This is a genomic window from Paenibacillus sp. J31P13 (assembly GCF_056269295.1).
Window position 1 is genome coordinate 289,541 of sequence record NZ_JBWDNR010000005.1, and the last position, 20,668, is coordinate 310,208.

Here is a 20,668-nt window from a genome sequence, read left to right on the forward strand (position 1 = left end):
GCCGCTTATGATTCTTTGAAGGAGTTGAGGAGAATGTTATCGGGTAAAGGCCGTCCTATTTTATATTTGCTCATCGCGCTCTCAATGCTTTTTTATGCGCTGCCGCGACTTGAACTAAATGCGCCTTGGGATTGGTCAAGTACATTCGGTATGATCTGGATTGGCTTTGCGCTTGTCATTATAGCCGCGCATGTCAATGCGCTTCTAATGACAGAGGAGAAGCGTAAGGAGCTCGCAAGGATCAAGCGGGAGAAGGCGCAGCTTTGGGAGCGGAAGCTCGTACAAAAGGTTATTGAAGGTAAGAAGTCACGTGGATAAATGGCAAGCTGCCATCAACCTCATAGCAAAGAAGATCCGCCGGGAATGCTCTTGGCGGATCTTCTTTATGTAAATAGATGCTTAACCTCGAGCTTAATTTAATTCTTTAAATTGCACAATTTGTTTGACGAATTTGTAGACGGCTTCCTGTTCCTTCAAGGTTAATCCGTTAAGCTGATGGGCTATTTTGTCAACATAACTATGATCCTTATTATTCGGAGCCACCGTTGTGCTGGGATTAACGACTTGCTCAATTGGTATTTGAAGTGCCGCCGCTATTTTGCTGAGCACGTCAATTGTCGGGTTTTTTTGTCCACGTTCAACTTGTCCCATATAGGACGCGTTTATTTCAGCGCGGAGAGCGAGCTGCTCTTGGCTAAGTCCTCTTTGTTTGCGCAAAAGACGAATATTCTCTCCTATAAACCCTGCAACCTCACTCATTTTGTCACCTCAGACTAACGATAGAACTTTCCTGATTCATCAACAACATTCTATAGAGTATATTATTTTAAGTGACTATAGTCATTGACTAATAGATGGGTTATTTACTATAATTGTGTAAAAAAGTATCATACTAATAGCATGTTTACCTATATAGGTCTAATTTACCAATTATCCGTGAAATGATAGGGGGTACAACTGAGTGAACTTGGATGCAAGGAGGGTTGGGGGAAGTGGTAGATGAGTTTGAGTTTTTTAGAAAAGTCCGAGCCTATTATTGCAATGTTCCTTTTTTCGTTCGATTTCATTTTCGATTATCCCATCGCATTAACAAAGCCGTGTCAGCAAATGGACTTTTCAGCTGCCGCGTGAATCCGCACACACAAATTGTTGAATATGTAATTAACCTCAAGTCAGATGCAATTTCAAGACCATTCAGCGAGCATAGCTCTTTTTTATTTTCCAATATATATGAAGAAATCCCTGCACAAGGGATAGAAATTGAAAATCACCTCATTCAATCACTGCGCTACCCTGTTCCCATTCAGTATGATTGGCAATCTTTTATCGTAACGGGCGCAATGGACGCTATCAATGTGCAAACTATTCAGCTGTTATTCAAGAGATGGAGATTTAAAGGCATAGGTGACAATATGCTTGATGCCAATCTAAAGGTTGAGACGGTTGATCTGCAGTGGAAGCTGTAACCTCTCTTATACGTCCGAGGGAACATGACTTGTTACTCACTATCTCCTATAATAGAGAGAGTAAGGTTTATTGGACGGAGGAATAGCAATGAGTCTACTTGGACCAGGCAGTGAGACAGCCACGAAGCATGAACAAATTTTAAATTATATTCAAAGCCTAAAAATTGGTACAAAAATATCGGTACGCTCTATTGCCAAGGCACTTGCTGTCAGTGAGGGTACAGCATATAAAGCGTTTAAAGAGGCAGAGCGCTCAGGGCTTGTCAGTACAAAGGAACGTATTGGCACGGTTAGAATTGATCGAAAACGCAGAGAGGCGCTTGATCAGCTCACCTTTGGCGAAGTAGCGGAGATTGTAGAGGGCAAACTGTTCGGCGGAGCTAGCGGACTCGATAAAACACTGCATAAATTTGTAATCGGCGCCATGGAGCTCGATGCCATGCTTCGTTATATCGATGAGAGCAGCTTACTTATCGTAGGTAACCGTGTAAGTGCACACATTTGCGCTTTGGAGCAGGGTGCAGGCGTTTTGATTACGGGCGGTTTTGAGCCAAGCCCGGAAGTCATTCAGCTTGCCGATGAAAGATCACTTCCAATCCTTTCATCGAGGCATGATACGTTTACCGTTGCATCAATGATTAACCGCGCCATGTATGATCGATTAATTAAACGGAAAATTATGCTTATTGAAGATATCGTAACGTTTAGTCGTCCCGCAGATGTCCTGCACTCCGGTCAAACGATTTTAGACTTTCATAAATTGTCGCGTGAGACCGGCTATTCACGTTTTCCGGTTGTTGATGATAGAAGCAAGGTCATAGGGATGATGACAGCCAAGGATGCGGTTGGGTCACCTGATGAAAGCACGATAGATAAACTGATGACGAAGCATCCCATTACGGCTGCTCCGAACATTACTGTTACTTCGGCAGCGCATACGATGGCTGCTGAGGGAATAGATCTATTGCCTATTGTTGATCGTCATCGAAAGCTCCTTAGTGTCATTACGAGACAAGAAGTACTGGATGCTATGCGCTTTGCAGGCAAACAGCCTGAATCCGGTGAAACATTCGAGGATTTGATGTGGACAGGTTTTATGGCTGCGTCAGATACTGGCATGAATGGGCAGGAAACGCTAGGAATTGCTTACAAGGGGACGATTACACCGCAAATGTCAGGTGCGCTCGGAATGGTCTCGGAGGGCTTGCTTGCGACTTTAATGACACAGGCGGCACGTAGAATGATTCGAGATACGGCAAAGAGGGATTATTTGCTTGAGAGTATGACGACTTATTTCGTTAGACCTGTTCAAATTGACAGCGAGATTACGATTACACCACGCGCACTTGAGCTGAGTCGAAAATTTACGAAGCTGGAAATTGAGGTTTTTGATTTGCAAGGATTGGCCGCCAAGGCGATGATGACGGCCCAAATGATAGATCCTTATTGATTGTAAATGCGAATTAGTTTTTAACTCTTGAGTAGGAACTGAGGTTGCGGAGTCCTGCAAATAGATTAAATACGCCTAGCACCATAAATATAGCGCCGATGACTATACGAAGAGTAGACTCGCCCGAGAGAAATAACTGAACGAGTGAAATAAAGAGCAGCATGGCGCCCATGCTGATGTTCATTCGAGCAGAGAAGATGCCTCGCGTTCTAGCATCGGCGGAACGGCGTGATTTGAAGCTGAATACGACTGAGAGTATAAGCGTGATGAGGATGCATGGCGCTAGCAGCCATTGCAAGAGTTGATCCATGTTCATGAGTGAATAGCTCCTTTAAGGTAAGTTGCTTATTATGTACGAGCAGCACAAAAATTGTGAATACATAGACTCTATTGTACCATGAAACGCGAGTATTCGCTTAGGTAGGCGGCTTCGTATAGTTAAGAACATTAATCCAAACATGCAGAACATTATCGACGACTAACACGGTCTTTACTTCGATCGTATAGTCTTTATTATTGACATCCATATAAATTTTCGTCTCAAGCAGATTGCGAGCGAACTGTGCATCAGAATCGATCTCGTAAATGCTTTTTCCGATAAAGCTGCTCAAGTCTTTTTTTATTCGTTTTATAAGTACAGCTATCGTTTCTTGATCAAGCTTTGGTCGATCTGAATTTTGACCAGATCCCTTCTCAATCCTTGGAAGCACGCTTTTGATGACCGTGTGCTGATCCTTGAATTGATTCAGGTGTTTGATATCCTGCTCATACTGCTCAAGCTTTACCTCAAGCTCACTCTTTAAGTTGATCAATGCCTCGAACTGTGCCATATAGATCGAATTATATATAATGGCTCCAATAATCATTCCAAGCACTAATGCCCCTACAAATTGCAAACCCACTACATATCTTTCGAATGGCGGTATTCGCATCGCTTAAGTAGCTCCCTTGCAAATGAGACGAATGAGCTCCGTTCCAAGATGTGCCCCAAGAAAAGCAATAATGATTATAAAAACCTGCTGTGCGACTGGTGATAAGTGGCCTGCATTAATGTTGCTCTCTATGACTCGAATAGGATCTATTGACCCGCCTATCGCTGCGACAATCGCCCATATTTTAAGTCTTGCGGCTGTTTCAATCATCGTAGTTGCAGGTGGCATAAGCATAAATACAGAGCCAATCCCCGCTAGTGTAGAACCGCCCACAACGACACCTAAAGCTATAAAAAAATCTAGACCTGCTTTGAACAAAAAATAGTTCATCGCCCTTCCTCCTCTAACAAAAGTTCTATTTTACGAGAGCAAGTAGGCTCTGCTACCATTCTATGGGCGTGTCCTGCTCTATTATGATAAAATGGGACTAACTAATTTATAGAATGCGGAAAGGAACGGATGCGATGAGCGGTCACAACAAACAATCCTTCGTGCATTTGCACGTCCACAGTGAATATAGCCTGCTCGATGGCGCCGCAAGAATCCGCGACCTGACTGCAAGAGCAGCTGAGCTTGGCATGAAGGCTCTCGCGCTTACTGATCATGGTGTTATGTACGGCGCCATACCTTTTTATCGTGCCTGCAAGGCAAATGGTATTAAGCCTATCATTGGCTGCGAATTATACCTGACAGCGGGCTCACGCTTTGAGAAAGGAACCCGCAAGGATAATCCGATTTATCATCTTATCGTGCTTGCCAAAGATGAAACAGGCTACCGAAATCTGATGAAGCTTAGTTCTATTGCTCATTTAGAAGGATTCCACTATAAACCGCGCGTTGATATGGAAGCGCTTCGGGAATATGGAGAGGGTCTCATTTGTTTAAGCGCCTGTCTAGGAGGAGAAGTATCGCAGCATTTGCTGCATGATAGACTAGACGAGGCTCGCAGCGCTGCTTTGCGCTATAAAGATATATTTGGAGACGACTTTTATTTGGAGCTTCAGGATCACGGCATGCTGGAGCAGAAAAAAGTGTCGATCGAGATGATTAAGCTCGCAGCGGAGACTGGCATCAAGCTGGTTGCAACGAATGATGTTCATTACTTGAATCCTGAGGATGCGGAAGTTCAAGATGTGCTGCTGTGTATCGGAACGGGTAAGACGGTTGACGATGCGGATCGTATGCGAATGCCGACGAATCAGTTGCATATGAAGAGTGAGGAGGAAATGGCGCTTCTCTATCGGCATGTACCTGAGGCAATTCAGCATACAGTAGAAATTGCGGATAAATGTCATTTCGAGCTGACGCTCGGTCGAGCGGCACTCCCTGTATTCAAGCCGGTTCCTGCTGGAATGAGCTCATCCGATTATTTAAAGACACTTTGTCAGGATGGCTTGATCGCACGGTATGCCGGACTGCCCGAATGGGCGGCTGATGCTGCCTATCGCGAGAAGGCGCAGGAGCGATTGGATTATGAGCTTTCTGTCATAGATAGAATGGGATTCAGTGATTATTTTCTAATCGTATGGGATTTCGTTCGATTTGCGCATGAACGTGGTATTCGCACTGGCCCTGGCAGGGGCTCATCGGCAGGCAGTTTGGTTGCATATACGCTTAAAATAACAGATGTAGATCCGTTGAAATATAAGCTTTTGTTTGAACGTTTTTTGAATCCTGAGCGAATCTCAATGCCTGATATCGATATCGACTTCAATGATGAGCGACGTGATGAGGTTATTACTTATGTATCAGCCAAATATGGCGATGAGCATGTAGCTCAAATCATTACTTTCGGAACGATGGCTGCGAAGGCGGCTGTACGCGATGTTGGACGAGCGATGAACGTTCCTTTCCAAGAGGTCGATCGTGCAGCGAAGCTTATTCCAAACCAGCTTCATATTACGCTAGAGGAAGCGCTTCGCATTAGCACAGAGCTCCGTGAAGCGAGTGAGCGCCAGCCGAAGACCGCTGCCCTGCTGCGTATGGCTTTGAAGGTAGAAGGAATGCCTAGACATGCTTCTACGCATGCAGCCGGTGTCATCATTTCACAGGAGCCGCTTACCTATTATGCCCCTCTGCAGTCAGGCGGCGGGAGCGATTCCATACCGCTCACGCAGTACTCAATGGAGCATCTAGAGGCAATCGGTCTGCTCAAAATGGACTTTTTGGGATTGCGGACATTATCCATTTTGGAGAGAGCCTTGAAATGGGTAAAGGAGCTCACGGGAAGAGAGATTGATTTTCGTACGATAAGCGACAGTGACCCAGAGACTTATGCAATGCTCGGACGGGGCGATACGACTGGTATTTTTCAACTGGAATCTGCTGGGGTACGTCGTGTATTAAAGGACATGAAGCCGTCTGAATTTGAAGATATTGTCTCCGTGCTAGCCTTGTATCGCCCAGGACCGATGGAATTCATTCCTAAATACATCCAAGGAAAGCATGGCATTGTGACTGTGGAATACCCGCATCCATCTTTGGAAGGCGTACTTGCGGATACGTACGGCATTATCGTTTATCAGGAGCAGATTATGCAGATTGCCTCGCTCATGGCGGGATTCTCGCTTGGTGAAGCAGATTTGCTCCGTCGTGCAGTATCTAAGAAAAAACGTGAGGTGCTGGATGAAGAACGTGCCCACTTTGTTAAAGGCAGCTTGGAGCAGGGCTACACGGAAATCGATGCCAATCATGTCTATGATATGATCGTAAGATTTGCCGACTATGGCTTCCCGCGAGCACATGCAGCAGCATATGGTGTACTCGCATTCCAGACGGCATGGTTGAAGGCTCATTATCCAGTAGCGTTTATGGCTTCGATGCTTGCGTCAGTAACAGGGAACCAGCGCAAGACAGCCGAATATGTGGATGAGTGCCGCCGAATGGGGATGGAGGTTCTGCCGCCTGATGTGAACGAGAGCAGCGTTAGCTTCACTCCTACGGGAGAGGCCATTCGTTTCGGTCTAGCTGCAATCAAAAATGTAGGTACTCAAGCCATAGAAGCGTTGCAGAAGGAACGGAGCAAGCGGCCTTTTGAGAGCTTGCTGGATCTATGCCAAAGAGTTGATTTGCGCGTTGTGAATAAGCGGGTACTGGAGTCGCTCATCCAAGCGGGAGCTTGTGATACGCTTCCGGGTCATCGTGCCCAGCTGCTTGCGGCTTTGGAAGAAACGGTGGAAGCAGCCGTAAAATGGCGCAAGGAACGCGAAGAGCTTCAAATTGAGATGTTTGGCTTTGATGAGGTGCAAAATTGGGATGTCGAGCTTCCAGATATACGTCCTTATACGATTGCGCAGCAATTGGATTTTGAACGAGATTTGCTCGGCATGTATTTGTCTGGTCACCCGCTTGACGATGCGGAGAAATACCTCGAGCCGCTGGGTCTCGACCGGCTTGTGGAGCTAAGTGATGCTAAGGATGGCGCCATTGCAATCGCAGGTGTCATGATCGTATCATTGAAGCCTTTCACGAGTAAAAAAGGTCAAGCGATGGGTTTTCTTGAGCTGGAGGATCGCATTATGAGGGTCGAGGCTGTCGTCTTCCCGACAGTTTGGAAACGAATTGGAAATAAGCTTGAAAAAGGCGGCTTAGTCATCGTTCAGGCAACCGTCCAGCAGCAAGAAGATGATTACAAGCTTATCGTTGAAGACATTGTTCCAATAGGAAATTCAGAATTGGATCTTGCAGCACAAGTAAGTCGTTTGCAGAAGCAAGCGCAAGCACGTGCTGCACGAACAGCCGCTGGCGGTACGGGTACTGCTGCATCAAAAGGGACATCCCCTAATGCGCAAAGCCTCTCTAATCCTCGAAATGAGCCCGGTGTAAAGCGGGAAAATCAAAGCGGGGATCCGCGAGCTTTAGCTGGTCCAAATAAGGAAGCGGCTCCAGAAATAAAACGCCAACGCGTTTATATCAAGATTGCTGCAGCTAATGAGGAACAGCATACACTGAATCAGTTAAAGGAGCTGCTTTCAGGACATCTCGGAGAGCATGATACGGTGCTGGTCTATGAACAGAGAAAGCAGCCAGTGGCTTTAAGTGAAAACTATCGAGTAAAACCGTCGCCTCGTCTAATTGCTTCTATTGAGCAATTGCTGGGAGAAGGCACCATTATAGTCAAGTGACAAAAGCCTGCATAACCAACCTTTCACAAAAACTCTTGAAGTTTTGTATTTCGTATGCACGACTTCGACGTACGGCGCATATGTTTAGAGATACAAGCGGAGTTGACCAAGAGATATAGGTATATCACAAGGTCGCTTCGCCCTGTCTTTGAGACAGCCGTACAAGCAGTTATGGGAGGGATGGGGCTATGACAGGAATTGAGAACATGCTCTTGCAAAGAGGAGTAACCGTCGCGCACATAACAGAAATCGTATTTTCGCTGCAGCGTCCTTATAATGCGGACCTGACGATGGAGGAATGCGAGGAGAGCGTCAGAGCGGTTTTGGGAAAAAGAGAAGTTCAATACGTTATGTATACGGGTATTGCCCTTGATGAGTTAGCAGAGAAGCGTTTACTGCCTGAACCTCTGCAATCTATAATGGAAACAGACGAGTCGCTTTATGGTGTTGATGAGACACTTGCACTCGGGATTACAAATGTTTATGGCATGATTGGATTGACGAGTTTCGGATATTTGGATAAAGTTAAACCCGGTATTATTCGCCAATTGAATGTGAAAGGCGAGCACATTCATGTATTTTTGGACGATATTGTTGCTGGTTTGGCTGCCGCTGCATCTGCTCGAATTGCACATCAGGACCCAAAAGCTATCCGATATGATTTGCCGGATTCCCCATGAATATGATATCATTATGAGATCATATGGCCTGTTACCGGGAATAGCTATGCTTAGTAAGTGGACTTTGCGGTAGCAAAGTTTTCAGGAGGTACCATGATGTGGACGGTCATTTATATCGCACCAACAGCAAAAATCGCAGATAACATCAAGAAGCGGCTTACGGAGGAAGGGTTTTTGGTGAAGATCCGCCCCGTTAATCTGTCCAAACAGCAATACGAGATACTTGTTCCATCAGGCGAACTGGAGGAAGTACAAGAAGTATTTAACTCCATTATGCGTCCATGAGGATGAACTGCTCTATACTATTGCGCCTTGAGAGGTGTCACACGTGCAAATAAAAGATTTATTTACAAAGAAGAAATATGCAACAATTCCTTCGGAGCCTCGCAAGAGAGAAGTTCCGGAAGGCTTAATGAATAAGTGCTCCAAGTGCGGCACGATTCAGTACAGCAAAGAATTGGAAAAGAATTTAAAGGTTTGTTCATCATGCGGCCATCATTATCGGTTAAGCGCATGGGAGCGAATTGCCATTACGCTCGATGACGGGCATTTGGTTGAATACGACGCGGATATGGAATCCGTCGATCCACTTTCCTTCCCTGGCTATGCCAGCAAGCTTGAGCAGCAGAAGAGCAAATCTTCGTTGCGGGAAGCTGTTGTAACTGGAGAAGGCATGATCGGCGGTTTTCCGGTTGTCGTAGCCGTTATGAGCTTTGATTTTTTCACAGGCAGTATGGGATCTGTCGTAGGTGAGAAGATTACAAGAGCAATAGAAGCGGCTCATGATAAGAAGCTGCCGCTTCTTATTTTCTCCACTTCAGGTGGAGCGCGGATGCAAGAGAGCATATTAAGCTTGATGCAAATGGCGAAAACAAGTGCAGCGCTTTCGAAATTCCAAGGCGCTGGAGGTTTGTATATTTCAATATTTACCGATCCTACTACAGGTGGGGTTTCAGCGAGCTTTGCCAGCTTGGGCGATTACAATTTGGCCGAGCCTGGCGCATTGATTGGTTTTGCTGGTCGTATTGTTATTGAACAAACGATTCGTCAGAAGCTGCCGGATGATTTCCAAACGGCTGAGTTTAATTTGCAGCATGGTCAATTGGATAAGGTTGTACACCGCAAAGATTTGAAGCTTACTTTAGCAAAGCTGCTTGACATGCATTGCGTGAAGGAGGGAACATCCAATGGCGGGTGAGCTACCTTTTGAGAAACCGCTAAATGATTTGCGGCAAAAAGTGACTGAACTGAAAAGCCTTAGCGTTGAGAAAGGCATTGATTTCACTGAAGAAATTGTCGCATTAGAGTTGAAGTGCAAGCAAATGGAAGAGGATTTGTACAACGAACTGACTCCAGCTCAAAAAATGCACTTAGCGCGACATCATCAACGTCCGACCTCGCTTGACTACATTCAAACGGTGTTTACCGATTTCATGGAGCTACATGGGGATCGTCTGTTTGCAGACGATCTAGCTATCGTTGGTGGATTGGCCAAGCTTAATGGTGTACCTGTTACTGTCATTGGTCACCAGCGCGGCAAGGACACGCGGGAGAATATTGCTCGTTTCTTCGGAAGTCCTCATCCTGAAGGCTTCCGCAAGGCGCTTCGTTTCATGGAGCAAGCAAACAAATTCAAACGTCCTATCATCACGTTTATCGATACAAAAGGAGCATATCCAGGTAAAACGGCCGAGGAGCGCGGCCAGTCGGAAGCGATTGCGCGCAACTTGAGGGAAATGGCCGGTTTCGGTGTGCCTATCATTTGTATTGTTATTGGCGAAGGCGGAAGCGGCGGCGCATTGGCGCTAGGCGTTGGAAACCGTGTATTGATGTTGGAAAATGCGATTTATTCTGCCATTTCTCCAAACGGTGCAGCATCTATCTTATGGAAAGATGCTTCCAAAGCAGATCAAGCTGCAGAAGCGATGAAGATAACGGCGAAGGATTTACTCCAGTTTGGTATTATTGAGGATATCGTTCCAGAACCTCAGGGCGGATCCCACAGAGATCTAGAGTTCCAAGCTGAGCAAATTAAGGAGAAGCTATGGCATCATTTGCAAGAGCTTATCCCGATGAGCGCTGAACAGCTGATCGAAGATCGTTACAATAAATTCCGTAAAATTGGTCATTTCCGAATTGCTGAGACCGTTCCAGCGGAAGTACCAAGTTCTTCAATGGACGAGTCTTTTAAACAGGATACGGTTGTGGAAACACAAGAGGCAGCTCCGACCATTCAATGATTTATTTGTAAAAATGATATTTTTACTGTACAACCAGTGGGAAGTCATGTCAGTATAGAGTCAGTATAATAGAATATCAGGTATTTAACGGAGGAAACTTAACATGCGCAAAACAAAAATCGTTTGTACAATCGGTCCATCGAGCGAATCGTTGGAAAACACAAAAAAGCTAATTCAAGCTGGGATGAACGTTGCCCGTCTTAACTTCTCTCATGGAGATTTTGAAGAGCACGGCAACCGAATCAAAAATATTGCTTTGGCTAACAAAGAACTTGGTACTTCTGTAGCAGTATTGCTGGATACAAAAGGACCAGAAATTCGTCTAGGCAAGCTAAAAGAAGAGCCTATTGAACTGAATCAAGGTGAAATTGTAGCTCTTACTACAGAAGATATCTTGGGCGATCGTAATCGAGTTCCGATTACATATAGCAACCTTCCGAATGATGTTACAATCGGATCGACTATTCTAATCGACGACGGCTTGATCGGATTGACTGTTGAAGAAGTAAAAGGCACTGAAATCATCTGCCGTATCGTAAACAGCGGTCCTATCAAAAGTAAAAAAGGCGTTAACGTTCCTGGCGTGAAAATTTCATTGCCTGGTATTACGGAGAAGGATGCTAATGATATCGTCTTCGGTATTGAGCAAGGCGTAGATTTCATTGCTGCTTCATTCGTACGGAAAGCAAGCGACGTGCTTGAAATTCGTGAATTGCTTGAGCGTCACAACGCTGGACATATTCAAATCATCTCCAAAATCGAAAACCAAGAAGGCGTAGATAACCTAGATGAAATTCTAGAAGTATCTGACGGCTTGATGGTTGCGCGTGGCGATCTAGGCGTAGAAATTCCAGCTGAAGAGGTTCCTCTCGTTCAAAAAAATATGATCAAAAAAGGTAACCTTGTTGGTAAACCGGTTATCACTGCTACACAAATGCTTGACTCCATGCAACGCAACCCGCGTCCTACACGCGCTGAAGCAAGTGACGTTGCGAATGCTATCTTTGACGGTACTAGCGCGATCATGCTTTCAGGCGAAACAGCTGCCGGAAGATATCCAGTTGAATCCGTTCAAACGATGGCTCGTATTGCTGAGCGTGCTGAGAACTCATTGGAATACCGTGAGATTTTCACTAAACAAGCTAATGCAATGCAAACAACAGTTACAGAAGCAATCAGCCAAGCGGTTGCAAACTCTGCGCTTGAATTGAATGCAAAAGCAATCATCACATCGACGCAAAGCGGCTTCACTGCTCGCATGGTGTCGAAGTACAAGCCTAAATCACCAATCATTGCTGTAACGACTGATGCGAAGGTATTGCGTCGTCTTTCACTCATCTGGGGTGTATTCGCAGTATTGGGTCCCGAAGCAGATACAACGGATGAAATGTTCGAAAATGCTGTAAAAGGCGGCATGAGCACAGGCTTCCTAAGCTTGGGCGACACGGTTATCATTACAGCAGGCGTTCCAGTTGGACGTGCTGGCACTACAAACCTAATCAAAATCCACCACATTGGTGAGCTTTTGGCACAAGGACAAGGAATCGGCAGCCAATCAGCTACTGGTAAAATCGTTGTAGCACGCACGGCTCAAGAAGCTCTTGAAAAAACAACTGAAGGTTCTATTCTTGTGACTGTTTCTACAGACAAAGAATATATGCCTGCATTTGAAAAAGCAGCAGCTGTTATTACTGAGCAAGGCGGTATCACAAGCCACGCAGCAGTAGTCGGCCTAAACCTTGGAGTACCGGTTATCCTAGGTGTTGCTAATGCGACTGATATGCTTCAAGATGGTATGGAAGTAACGATCTATGGCGAAACAGGCGTAATTTATCACGGTCAATCAAAAGTTCTGTAATTGTACAGAATCTTAAAATAACAATTATATAGGGTTCAAAACAAAAAGCGATGGTGAATGCACCGTCGCTTTTTGTTAACCATGGGTCAGTAGAATATGCTAATCATTGCAATAGTGTGGAGGGAACATAACATGCATACGGTTTCAAGCTGGTTTATGCATCCGATTCGTGTCAGATATCAGGAAACGGATCAAATGCGGGTTGTATTTCACGGGAATTATGTAACTTGGTTTGAAATTGGACGTACTGAATGGATAAGGAATGCAGGCTATGACTATAAATCAATCGAAGAGCAGGGATTGCTGCTTCCTGTTATTGATTTGCAATGCCGCTATCTCCTGCCTGCTCGGTATGATGATACTTTGCTTGTATGCACAAGAATAGCCGAACTATCAGCGGTCCGCGTTTCCTTTGAATCACAGATTAGAAGGGTTTCGGAAGCAGATTTTCATGCAGCTGAGCTTTCACAAGAGGATGAATTACCAGGTGAGTTACTTGTTGAAGGCGGAACGAAGCATGTATGGGTAAATGAACAATGGCAGCCTGCTCGTATGAATAAAATCATGCCGGAATTATATGAGCTGATGCGCACAAAATAAGCTTGCGAAGCTAAATTATGATTAGCAAAACTAAGCACATGCTTACGAAGTTAAGTTTTGCATCCGCAAAACTAAGCTTATGCTTACGATGATAAGTTTTGCATCCGCAAAACTTTTTAGGAGGGGTCAACATGTACAAATGGCTGTTAGCTGTATTTATTGTAGTTCCGTTCGTGGAGCTGCTTGGTATTTTGCAGGTTGGAAAGTGGATAGGCGGCTGGAATACATTCTTGATTCTCATTGTTATGGGTGTTGCCGGTGCGTACTTGGCTCGTGCCGAAGGGCGTAAAGTTTGGGCGGAAGCTCAGCGGCAAATGGCTGCTGGACAAATTCCAGGCATTAAACTGTTGGATGGCATTTGTGTGCTTGCCGGCGGTTTTCTGTTATTATTTCCGGGATTCTTATCTGATATCATCGGTGTCACATTGTTGTTCCCTGTAACAAGACCGTTCTATCGTCTATTCATGCTGCAATGGATTGAGAAAAGAATGCGCAATGGTAATTTTAAGATTGGAAGATTCTAATTTTACACTCTCTTAACAAAAGACTTACGTGGAAATAATAGTCATCCTGCATAATGGACATGATGGGTCGATGAGACGACTTATCTTATGAAAACTCATCGCCATTTCTTTTGGAAGGCATAGAGTTAAATATTCTTACATAAATAGAAGTAGCTTAAAAGCTCACAAAGCCAGTTTGCTTTGCATACTTTTCAGGAGGCGTGAGAAATGACTAAGCAGTTGTCCAACTATGTGAACCGAGATTTGAGTTGGATTGAATTTAACCGTAGAGTTCTTCAAGAGGCGCAGGACGTAAATAATCCTTTGCTGGAGCGGGCTAAGTTCTTGGCGATTGTGACAAGCAATCTGGATGAGTTTATGAGTGTGCGAGTTGCTGGAATACAAATGCAGATGAGAGCGGGTCTGACCAAAATAGACTTCACTGGCTATACGCCGGCAGGTCTCTGGAAAAGGCTTATTAAACGGGCAACGCAAATGGTTAATGATCAATATCGTACTTACAGAGAAGTATTGCGCGGTTTAAGCCGCGAGGGCATTTTTATACGTTCATTTGATGAGTTGAATGCAGCACAGACCAAAGCGGTTTCTGATTATTTTCATGAAATTGTATTTCCAGTACTGACTCCAATGGCTGTTGATCAAAGCAGACCATTTCCTCTCGTGCATACGAAGGAGCTGTATTTAGCCGTATTGCTAAGGCAAAAAGGGGATTCCGAGGAGGAAGAGCCTCTTTTTGCCATCGTTCAGGTTCCATCGATATTACCTAGAATTGTTCCTGTACCAGGGAGAATCAACAGCGTAAAAACGGAATTTGTCCTGTTGGAGGTGTTGATCGAGCAATTTATTGACACGTTATTTAACGGTTATATTCCCTTCTCCGTTAATCCTTTCCGATTGACTCGCGATGCCGACATTACACTGAACGAAGAGGACGCCGAGGATCTGCTCGAAGAGATTGAAAAGGAACTTAGACGCCGGCGCTGGGGCATTCCAGTAAGACTTGAGATAGCGAAGGGCATGCATCCTTATGCACTCGAGGTTCTGAGGGATGAACTGGAAATTGAAGATAATTTATTTGAGGTGGATGGACCGCTTGATTTGAGCTTTATGATAAAGTTTGCAGGTGCGTTGACGGGTTATGATAATTTGCGTTACGAGAAGCTGGAGCCTGTCTATCCGCGAGAATTTGACGAGACGGATGATATGTTTGAAGTTATTCGTCAGCGTGATGTACTGATGTATCACCCTTACGAGTCTTTTGAAGCGGTCAATGACTTTGTCATGCAGGCAGCCTATGATCCCGATGTGCTGGCTATAAAGATGACATTATATCGCGTCAGTGGTCAGTCTGCGCTTGTCCAGGCATTAGCTAAGGCAGGAGAGTCGGGTAAACAGGTAACCGTGGTTGTGGAGCTAAAGGCGCGGTTTGATGAGGAACGAAATATTGCATGGGCTCGTCAGTTGGAGAAGGCAGGCTGTCATGTTGTATATGGATTAGTTGGATTGAAGACGCATGCCAAAATCTTGCTTGTCGTAAGACGAGAGCAAGGTACTCTGCGTCGTTATGTCCATGTCGGAACCGGTAACTACAATGACAGTACCGCTACTTTGTATACAGATATCGGATTATTTACTTCACACCCTATTATCGGAGGGGACGCATCGGCGCTGTTCAATGAGGTGACGGGATATTCATCGCCTTATGAATGGAAAGCTTTTGGCGTAGCGCCTTCTGATCTGAAGGAGAAGCTGTATCGTCTTATCGATCGTGAGAAAGAGAATGCACTAGCAGGGAAACCTGCAAAAATCATTGCGAAAATGAATTCCATCTCGAACAAAGAAATGATCGACAAGCTGTATGAAGCCTCTCAAGCCGGGGTGAAAATAGTGCTGATCGTTCGTGGAGTTTGCTGCTTAAGGCCAGGAGTGCCTGGCCGCAGCGAAAATATTCAGGTGATAAGCATTGTTGACCGTTTCTTGGAGCACGCGAGAATCATGTACTTCCATAATGGCGGAGATGAGGAAGTATACTTGTCCAGCGCGGATTGGATGACACGGAATCTGACTAGACGTATCGAGCTGATGTGTCCGGTGTTTGATAATGATCTTCGTCAAATATTAATTAAAATGCTTCATCTTAACATTAATGATAATGTAAAAGCACGGGAATTACAGTCAAATGGTACTTACGAGCATATTTCTAACGAAAATAAACAGCCTTTCCGCAGTCAATTTGAGGCTAAAGTTATTTCATCTTGGAAGGATCATGCTTAACTGAATAATCAAGAATGGGACTTACACCCCAAAGCTTTTTGAATTCAGAGCTAAGCTCATCTACTTCTCTTCGTTCAACCGCAAGCGAGCTTTTTGGCTTAATGGGACGCAGCAGAAGCTGAATGCCGAATAATTGCACATTTAATTGCACTATGGCTTGTGTTTCTGTGCGATCAAGCGCAGCTGAAAGCTGAAGCAGCGTTCCTAACTTGTAAATGAGTTCAAGATCTGATTCCCTTAGCAATTCCTTGTACTCAGCAAGCTGTTGACGAGTACGGCCTTTGCTCTTATAGGATGCAATGGCAGCCGTCATGATGATTTCACGATGAGTCAAACCATTTAGCTGTGAGTTAATGATGAGGTAAAAGGAATGTCTCGCATACTCGTAATAATCAATGGATGCCCCAATACGGAAAAGCTGTGAGGCGGTATTCACTAGCACTCTCGTTTGAGGCGGCAATGGTTGAACGCTGTTCAATACATCATAAAGCTCAAGCGCAAGTCGATTAACTTGCATGACATGCTGTTTCGGCGCTTGGGGATGCAAGGCGCTTATATTTGTTAAGCTATATTTCAGTACATCATCAAGCTTTGGATGGTTTGGAAACCTTGTCGCATGGAATAAGCCATCTCGTATGCCAGCTCCACAAATGCGGTAATTGTCCGCCTTTGTTATGCGAAACAGGACACGCAGTATAGCAACTCCTGGAACGACGACATCTGCACGATCCTTGGACAAGCCAGGAAGCTTGCGTCTTTTGTCTAGAGGCAGACTGCGTATTTGCCCAAAAAGCTCCTCGGTATGCTCGCTGGAAATGGGGTAATTATGCGTTAGCGGAAAAGGATACTTATGTGCAGCTTGATGCATCTTCCCAAGTGCTCGAACGGTGCCTCCAACTCCGACTAGCTGCAATCCCGGCGCTTCTGCAATCCAAGGCTCTGCTTGAACCGCCTGTAAGACATGCGCTTCCAGCGCCTTTAGATCATCATCTTGAAGCAGACCTTTGGAGCAGAAACGTTTATTTAAGCTTACGCAGCCAAATGGAAACGAGACGGAGCGAACGATGGCGCGATTGCGAAATAAGGAAACCTCTGTGCTGCCTCCACCGATATCAATGAGGAAGCCATCTCGGATATTCAAGGAGTTGATCATGCCGAGAAAACCATATGAGGCTTCTTCTTCGCCTGAGAGCAATTCAATACTGAGCCCTGTATCTCTCTTGATGCGATCCAAAATTTCCGAACGATTGGCTGCATTACGAATAGCTGCTGTAGCAACAGCTCGTATATGATCGGTATGGTTATGTGCACATATCAATGTAAAATGGGTAAGGGTGTCGATCAGATCATCCAGTGCAGTGCCTATAAGGAAGCCGTTCTCATCTATTCGTTCACTTAATCTTGCTGGTCGTTTGCTGCTGTCGGCGACACGATGCGCGCCATTAGCGGTTCTTTCATATACGACGAGCCGAACCGAGTTGGAGCCTATATCTATTATTCCGATCCGTTGTCCTGTCATGTAGCGCCTCCGATGCGGTTAGTATGGCGATAGTTTGTTCTTTTGAACATTTTACCACTATATTCGCTTCTCTAAAAATAGTTTTAGACAGAGGCTAAAAAGCTGCGATTCAGGGAAAAATGGGGCAGGAGCATAAGCGGTCTAAAAATGTATAAAAATAGTCGAAAAAATAATTGATGACGGTGATAAAGCATTTTTATGTCTCAATTTGTTCACTTAATTGCCAAAATCATTTATGATTAAAGATGATTGCAGAATAGTACGATCATCATTTACTATTAATGTTTAATGTTTCATGTTGACTATACCCAAGCTAAAGGAGAGATAACGATGACAGCAACTAAGGGATTGGAAGGAATTGTCGCGGCGGCATCTTCCATCAGCTCGATAATCGACGGAGTATTGACATATCGTGGAATCGATATTGACGACCTCGCCGAGAACGCAACTTTTGAAGAGGTCGCTTACCTGCTCTGGTACGGCAAACTACCTAATCGTTCTGAACTTGACGGACTGCAAAAGCAGCTTGATCAATACGCAGCTATTCCGGAAGGCGTAATCGATCAAATCAAACTGTATCCAAAAGGTACAAATTCGATGGCTGCGCTTCGTACTGCAGTATCGAGCCTAGCTCTTTATGATGCTTCAGCAAATGATATGTCTCCTGAATCGAATCAACAAAAAGCGATTAAATTGCAGGCGCAACTGCCTACAGTTATCGCAGCTTTTGCGCGTATTCGTGAAGGAAAAGAGCCTGTTGCACCTAAACAAGGCGTTTCAATTGCTTATAATTTCTTATACATGCTTACTGGCAATGAGCCTGCTGAAGTAGCTGTGAAAGCACTTGATCAAGCTTTGGTGCTTCATGCAGACCATGAATTGAATGCATCAACTTTTGCAGCACGTGTTACAGTTGCTACATTGTCTGATATTTATTCCGGTATTACTTCTGCTATCGGCGCCTTGAAGGGTCCGTTGCACGGTGGTGCGAATGAAGCTGTTATGGTAATGCTCGAAGAAATCGGTTCAACTGCTAACGTTGAGAGCTTTATTACAAACGCGCTTGCCAATAAATATAAGATTATGGGCTTCGGTCACCGCGTCTACAAAAATGGCGATCCTCGCGCAAAGCATTTGCAAAAAATGTCTCGTGAGCTCGGCAAGTTGACAGGCAATATGGAGCTTTATGAAATGTCGATTAAAATCGAAGAGTTGGTTACAGGGCAAAAAGGCTTGAAGCCGAATGTTGACTTCTACTCCGCTTCTGTATACACATCACTTGAGATTCCACGTGATTTGTTCACGCCAATCTTTGCAATCAGCCGTCTATCCGGCTGGAGCGCTCATATCCTTGAGCAATATGAAAACAATCGCTTGATCCGTCCTCGTGCTGATTACGTTGGACCAGTCAATGTGAAATATGTTCCAATCGAACAACGCTAATCGTTCATTGGACACAAGTTATGAGTGAGAAGGAACAGCTGTTCGTTCTCTTTTTCCACGAAAAATAACGAATTCATACTTGCTTATCAGCAAGTAAAATCTAAGGAGGATTTACATTCATGACTCAATTCGAAAAATTCGCACTACCAACTGAAGGCGACAAAATTACTATCGATAACGGCGTACTTAATGTTCCTAACAACCCAATTATTCCTTTCATCGAAGGCGACGGCACTGGCCGCGACATCTGGAAAGCTTCGAAACGCGCACTTGATGCAGCTGTAGAAAAAGCTTACAACGGCGAGAAAAAAATCGCTTGGTACGAAGTATTTGCTGGTGAAAAAGCATTCAACCAATACGGCGAGTGGCTTCCAGCTGATACACTTACAGCAATTCGCGAATACATCGTTGCAATTAAAGGACCTTTGACTACGCCTATCGGCGGCGGTATTCGTTCTTTGAACGTTGCTCTTCGTCAAGAGCTTGATCTTTACACTTGCCTTCGTCCTGTTCGTTACTTCACTGGCGTTCCATCTCCAGTAAAACGTCCTGAGCTTGTTGACATGGTTATCTTCCGTGAAAACACAGAGGACATCTACGCAGGTATCGAGTATCAAGAAGGTTCTGCAGAAGTGAAAAAAGTAATCGAATTCTTGCAAAACGAAATGGGCGCGAACAAAATCCGCTTCCCTGAAACTTCCGGTATCGGTATCAAACCAGTATCCAAAGAAGGTTCGAAACGTCTTGTTCGCGCAGCTATTGAATATGCGATCAAACACGGCAAAAAATCCGTTACACTTGTACACAAAGGCAACATCATGAAATACACAGAAGGCGCGTTCAAAAACTGGGGTTACGAAGTTGCTGAACAAGAATTCGCTAACGAAACATTCACATGGGGCGAATACGACCGCATCAAAGAAGCTCAAGGCACTGACGCAGCTAACCAAGCACAAAAAGAAGCTGAAGCAGCTGGCAAATTGATCGTTAAAGATGCAATTGCTGACATCGCTTTGCAACAAGTACTTACTCGTCCAACTGACTTTGACGTTATCGCTACATTGAACCTTAACGGTGACTACTTGTCCGATGCTCTTGCAGCACAAGTTGGCGGTATCGGTATCGCTCCGGGCGCAAACATCAACTACCTAACTGGACATGCTATCTTCGAAGCTACTCACGGTACAGCTCCTAAATACGCTGATCTTGACGTAGTAAACCCAGGTTCCGTAATCCTTTCCGGCGTAATGCTTCTTGAGCACCTAGGCTGGCAAGAAGCTGCTGACCTTATCTACAAAGGTATGGAAGCATCGATCCACAACAAAACTGTTACTTATGACTTCGCTCGCTTGATGGAAGGCGCAACTGAAGTTAAATGTTCCGCTTTCGCAGACGAAATCATCAAAAATATGTAGTCTAAGGGTCAACCTTATTTTAAATCGATAGCCTACTTACACTCTTTACTCTTTACGTTTTACGCTTTAATCAGTGTGCAATGTAGATCCCGACAGGGATCCATTGCATGCCTTATATCCTAAGTGTGATGTTGGTCCCGCAA

General features: G+C 44.8%; 19 protein-coding genes. 14 read left to right on the plus strand and 5 right to left on the minus strand.

Annotated features, from left to right (window positions below):
• Positions 1-33: 33 nt before the first annotated feature.
• Positions 34-318: a hypothetical protein gene (locus tag AC0YOD_RS18615; protein WP_475800824.1), complete on the plus strand. Its 285-nt coding sequence runs from the start codon at positions 34-36 to the stop codon at positions 316-318.
• 93 nt (positions 319-411) lie between these two features.
• On the opposite strand, the gene AC0YOD_RS18620 is transcribed toward AC0YOD_RS18615, so the two are convergent.
• Positions 412-759 (minus strand): helix-turn-helix domain-containing protein, encoded by a 348-nt coding sequence (locus AC0YOD_RS18620; protein WP_475800825.1) that lies wholly within the window; start codon positions 757-759, stop codon positions 412-414.
• 233 nt (positions 760-992) lie between these two features.
• Between AC0YOD_RS18620 and AC0YOD_RS18625 the strand changes: the two genes are divergently transcribed.
• Complete coding sequence (locus tag AC0YOD_RS18625) at positions 993-1,466, plus strand: hypothetical protein (RefSeq protein WP_475800826.1); 474 nt, start codon at positions 993-995, stop codon at positions 1,464-1,466.
• An 88-nt stretch (positions 1,467-1,554) separates the two neighbouring features.
• Positions 1,555-2,916 (plus strand): DRTGG domain-containing protein, encoded by a 1,362-nt coding sequence (locus AC0YOD_RS18630; protein WP_475800827.1) that lies wholly within the window; start codon positions 1,555-1,557, stop codon positions 2,914-2,916.
• 13 nt (positions 2,917-2,929) lie between these two features.
• Here AC0YOD_RS18630 and AC0YOD_RS18635 read toward each other — a convergent pair whose 3' ends face one another.
• The 3 genes from AC0YOD_RS18635 to AC0YOD_RS18645 all read right to left on the minus strand — a co-directional run bounded on the left by AC0YOD_RS18635 (position 2,930) and on the right by AC0YOD_RS18645 (position 4,178).
• A complete protein-coding gene (locus tag AC0YOD_RS18635) occupies positions 2,930-3,232 on the minus strand; it encodes a YtpI family protein (RefSeq protein ID WP_475800828.1) in 303 nt (100 codons plus the stop codon).
• A 100-nt stretch (positions 3,233-3,332) separates the two neighbouring features.
• Entirely contained in the window at positions 3,333-3,848 is a 516-nt protein-coding gene (locus AC0YOD_RS18640) for a sporulation membrane protein YtrI (RefSeq protein ID WP_475800829.1), read from the minus strand.
• Positions 3,849-3,851: 3 nt separating this feature from the next.
• Entirely contained in the window at positions 3,852-4,178 is a 327-nt protein-coding gene (locus AC0YOD_RS18645; RefSeq protein ID WP_475800830.1) for a YtrH family sporulation protein, read from the minus strand.
• A 134-nt stretch (positions 4,179-4,312) separates the two neighbouring features.
• Between AC0YOD_RS18645 and AC0YOD_RS18650 the strand changes: the two genes are divergently transcribed.
• From AC0YOD_RS18650 to ppk1, 9 genes are all read left to right on the plus strand, one after another.
• The gene (locus tag AC0YOD_RS18650; RefSeq protein WP_475800831.1) at positions 4,313-7,972 is read left to right on the plus strand and encodes a DNA polymerase III subunit alpha; all 3,660 of its coding nucleotides are present in this window, start codon (positions 4,313-4,315) and stop codon (positions 7,970-7,972) included.
• A 188-nt stretch (positions 7,973-8,160) separates the two neighbouring features.
• The gene (locus AC0YOD_RS18655) at positions 8,161-8,652 is read left to right on the plus strand and encodes a phosphatidylglycerophosphatase A family protein (protein ID WP_475800832.1); all 492 of its coding nucleotides are present in this window, start codon (positions 8,161-8,163) and stop codon (positions 8,650-8,652) included.
• Between the two features lie 96 nt (positions 8,653-8,748).
• Complete coding sequence (locus AC0YOD_RS18660; protein ID WP_475800833.1) at positions 8,749-8,937, plus strand: glutamate decarboxylase; 189 nt, start codon at positions 8,749-8,751, stop codon at positions 8,935-8,937.
• 43 nt (positions 8,938-8,980) lie between these two features.
• A complete protein-coding gene (gene accD / locus AC0YOD_RS18665) occupies positions 8,981-9,850 on the plus strand; it encodes an acetyl-CoA carboxylase, carboxyltransferase subunit beta (RefSeq protein WP_475800834.1) in 870 nt (289 codons plus the stop codon).
• Positions 9,840-10,892, plus strand: a complete 1,053-nt coding sequence (locus AC0YOD_RS18670) for an acetyl-CoA carboxylase carboxyltransferase subunit alpha (protein WP_475800835.1) — start codon at positions 9,840-9,842, stop codon at positions 10,890-10,892. The genes accD and AC0YOD_RS18670 overlap by 11 nt, the downstream gene beginning before the upstream one ends.
• A 103-nt stretch (positions 10,893-10,995) precedes the next feature.
• Entirely contained in the window at positions 10,996-12,750 is a 1,755-nt protein-coding gene (gene pyk, locus AC0YOD_RS18675) for a pyruvate kinase (protein WP_475800836.1), read from the plus strand.
• A gap of 132 nt (positions 12,751-12,882) precedes the next feature.
• Positions 12,883-13,350 carry an acyl-CoA thioesterase gene (locus tag AC0YOD_RS18680; RefSeq protein ID WP_475800837.1) on the plus strand — a complete coding sequence of 156 codons (468 nt, stop codon included), beginning with the start codon at positions 12,883-12,885 and terminating at the stop codon, positions 13,348-13,350.
• Between the two features lie 131 nt (positions 13,351-13,481).
• Entirely contained in the window at positions 13,482-13,874 is a 393-nt protein-coding gene (locus AC0YOD_RS18685) for an FxsA family protein (protein ID WP_475800838.1), read from the plus strand.
• 207 nt (positions 13,875-14,081) lie between these two features.
• On the plus strand, positions 14,082-16,148 hold the full coding sequence (gene ppk1 / locus AC0YOD_RS18690; RefSeq protein ID WP_475800839.1) for a polyphosphate kinase 1: 2,067 nt from the start codon (positions 14,082-14,084) through the stop codon (positions 16,146-16,148).
• On the opposite strand, the gene AC0YOD_RS18695 is transcribed toward ppk1, so the two are convergent.
• Positions 16,120-17,667: a Ppx/GppA phosphatase family protein gene (locus AC0YOD_RS18695; RefSeq protein ID WP_475800840.1), complete on the minus strand. Its 1,548-nt coding sequence runs from the start codon at positions 17,665-17,667 to the stop codon at positions 16,120-16,122. The genes ppk1 and AC0YOD_RS18695 overlap by 29 nt on opposite strands.
• A 330-nt stretch (positions 17,668-17,997) precedes the next feature.
• On the opposite strand from AC0YOD_RS18695, the gene citZ reads away from it, so the two are divergent.
• Positions 17,998-19,110 (plus strand): citrate synthase, encoded by a 1,113-nt coding sequence (citZ, locus tag AC0YOD_RS18700; RefSeq protein ID WP_475800841.1) that lies wholly within the window; start codon positions 17,998-18,000, stop codon positions 19,108-19,110.
• 119 nt (positions 19,111-19,229) lie between these two features.
• Positions 19,230-20,525 carry an NADP-dependent isocitrate dehydrogenase gene (icd, locus tag AC0YOD_RS18705; protein WP_475800842.1) on the plus strand — a complete coding sequence of 432 codons (1,296 nt, stop codon included), beginning with the start codon at positions 19,230-19,232 and terminating at the stop codon, positions 20,523-20,525.
• Positions 20,526-20,668 lie beyond the last annotated feature (143 nt).

What these genes read in the sequence shown, in the direction of transcription:
- AC0YOD_RS18615 (WP_475800824.1), top strand. Translation starts at nt 34, where the DNA reads ATGTTATCGGGTAAAGGCCGTCCTATTTTATATTTGCTCATCGCGCTC.
- AC0YOD_RS18620 (WP_475800825.1), bottom strand. Translation starts at nt 759, where the DNA reads ATGAGTGAGGTTGCAGGGTTTATAGGAGAGAATATTCGTCTTTTGCGC.
- AC0YOD_RS18630 (WP_475800827.1), top strand. Translation starts at nt 1,555, where the DNA reads ATGAGTCTACTTGGACCAGGCAGTGAGACAGCCACGAAGCATGAACAA.
- AC0YOD_RS18635 (WP_475800828.1), bottom strand. Translation starts at nt 3,232, where the DNA reads ATGAACATGGATCAACTCTTGCAATGGCTGCTAGCGCCATGCATCCTC.
- AC0YOD_RS18640 (WP_475800829.1), bottom strand. Translation starts at nt 3,848, where the DNA reads ATGCGAATACCGCCATTCGAAAGATATGTAGTGGGTTTGCAATTTGTA.
- AC0YOD_RS18645 (WP_475800830.1), bottom strand. Translation starts at nt 4,178, where the DNA reads ATGAACTATTTTTTGTTCAAAGCAGGTCTAGATTTTTTTATAGCTTTA.
- AC0YOD_RS18650 (WP_475800831.1), top strand. Translation starts at nt 4,313, where the DNA reads ATGAGCGGTCACAACAAACAATCCTTCGTGCATTTGCACGTCCACAGT.
- AC0YOD_RS18655 (WP_475800832.1), top strand. Translation starts at nt 8,161, where the DNA reads ATGACAGGAATTGAGAACATGCTCTTGCAAAGAGGAGTAACCGTCGCG.
- AC0YOD_RS18660 (WP_475800833.1), top strand. Translation starts at nt 8,749, where the DNA reads ATGTGGACGGTCATTTATATCGCACCAACAGCAAAAATCGCAGATAAC.
- AC0YOD_RS18670 (WP_475800835.1), top strand. Translation starts at nt 9,840, where the DNA reads ATGGCGGGTGAGCTACCTTTTGAGAAACCGCTAAATGATTTGCGGCAA.
- pyk (WP_475800836.1), top strand. Translation starts at nt 10,996, where the DNA reads ATGCGCAAAACAAAAATCGTTTGTACAATCGGTCCATCGAGCGAATCG.
- AC0YOD_RS18680 (WP_475800837.1), top strand. Translation starts at nt 12,883, where the DNA reads ATGCATACGGTTTCAAGCTGGTTTATGCATCCGATTCGTGTCAGATAT.
- AC0YOD_RS18685 (WP_475800838.1), top strand. Translation starts at nt 13,482, where the DNA reads ATGTACAAATGGCTGTTAGCTGTATTTATTGTAGTTCCGTTCGTGGAG.
- ppk1 (WP_475800839.1), top strand. Translation starts at nt 14,082, where the DNA reads ATGACTAAGCAGTTGTCCAACTATGTGAACCGAGATTTGAGTTGGATT.
- AC0YOD_RS18695 (WP_475800840.1), bottom strand. Translation starts at nt 17,667, where the DNA reads ATGACAGGACAACGGATCGGAATAATAGATATAGGCTCCAACTCGGTT.
- citZ (WP_475800841.1), top strand. Translation starts at nt 17,998, where the DNA reads ATGACAGCAACTAAGGGATTGGAAGGAATTGTCGCGGCGGCATCTTCC.
- icd (WP_475800842.1), top strand. Translation starts at nt 19,230, where the DNA reads ATGACTCAATTCGAAAAATTCGCACTACCAACTGAAGGCGACAAAATT.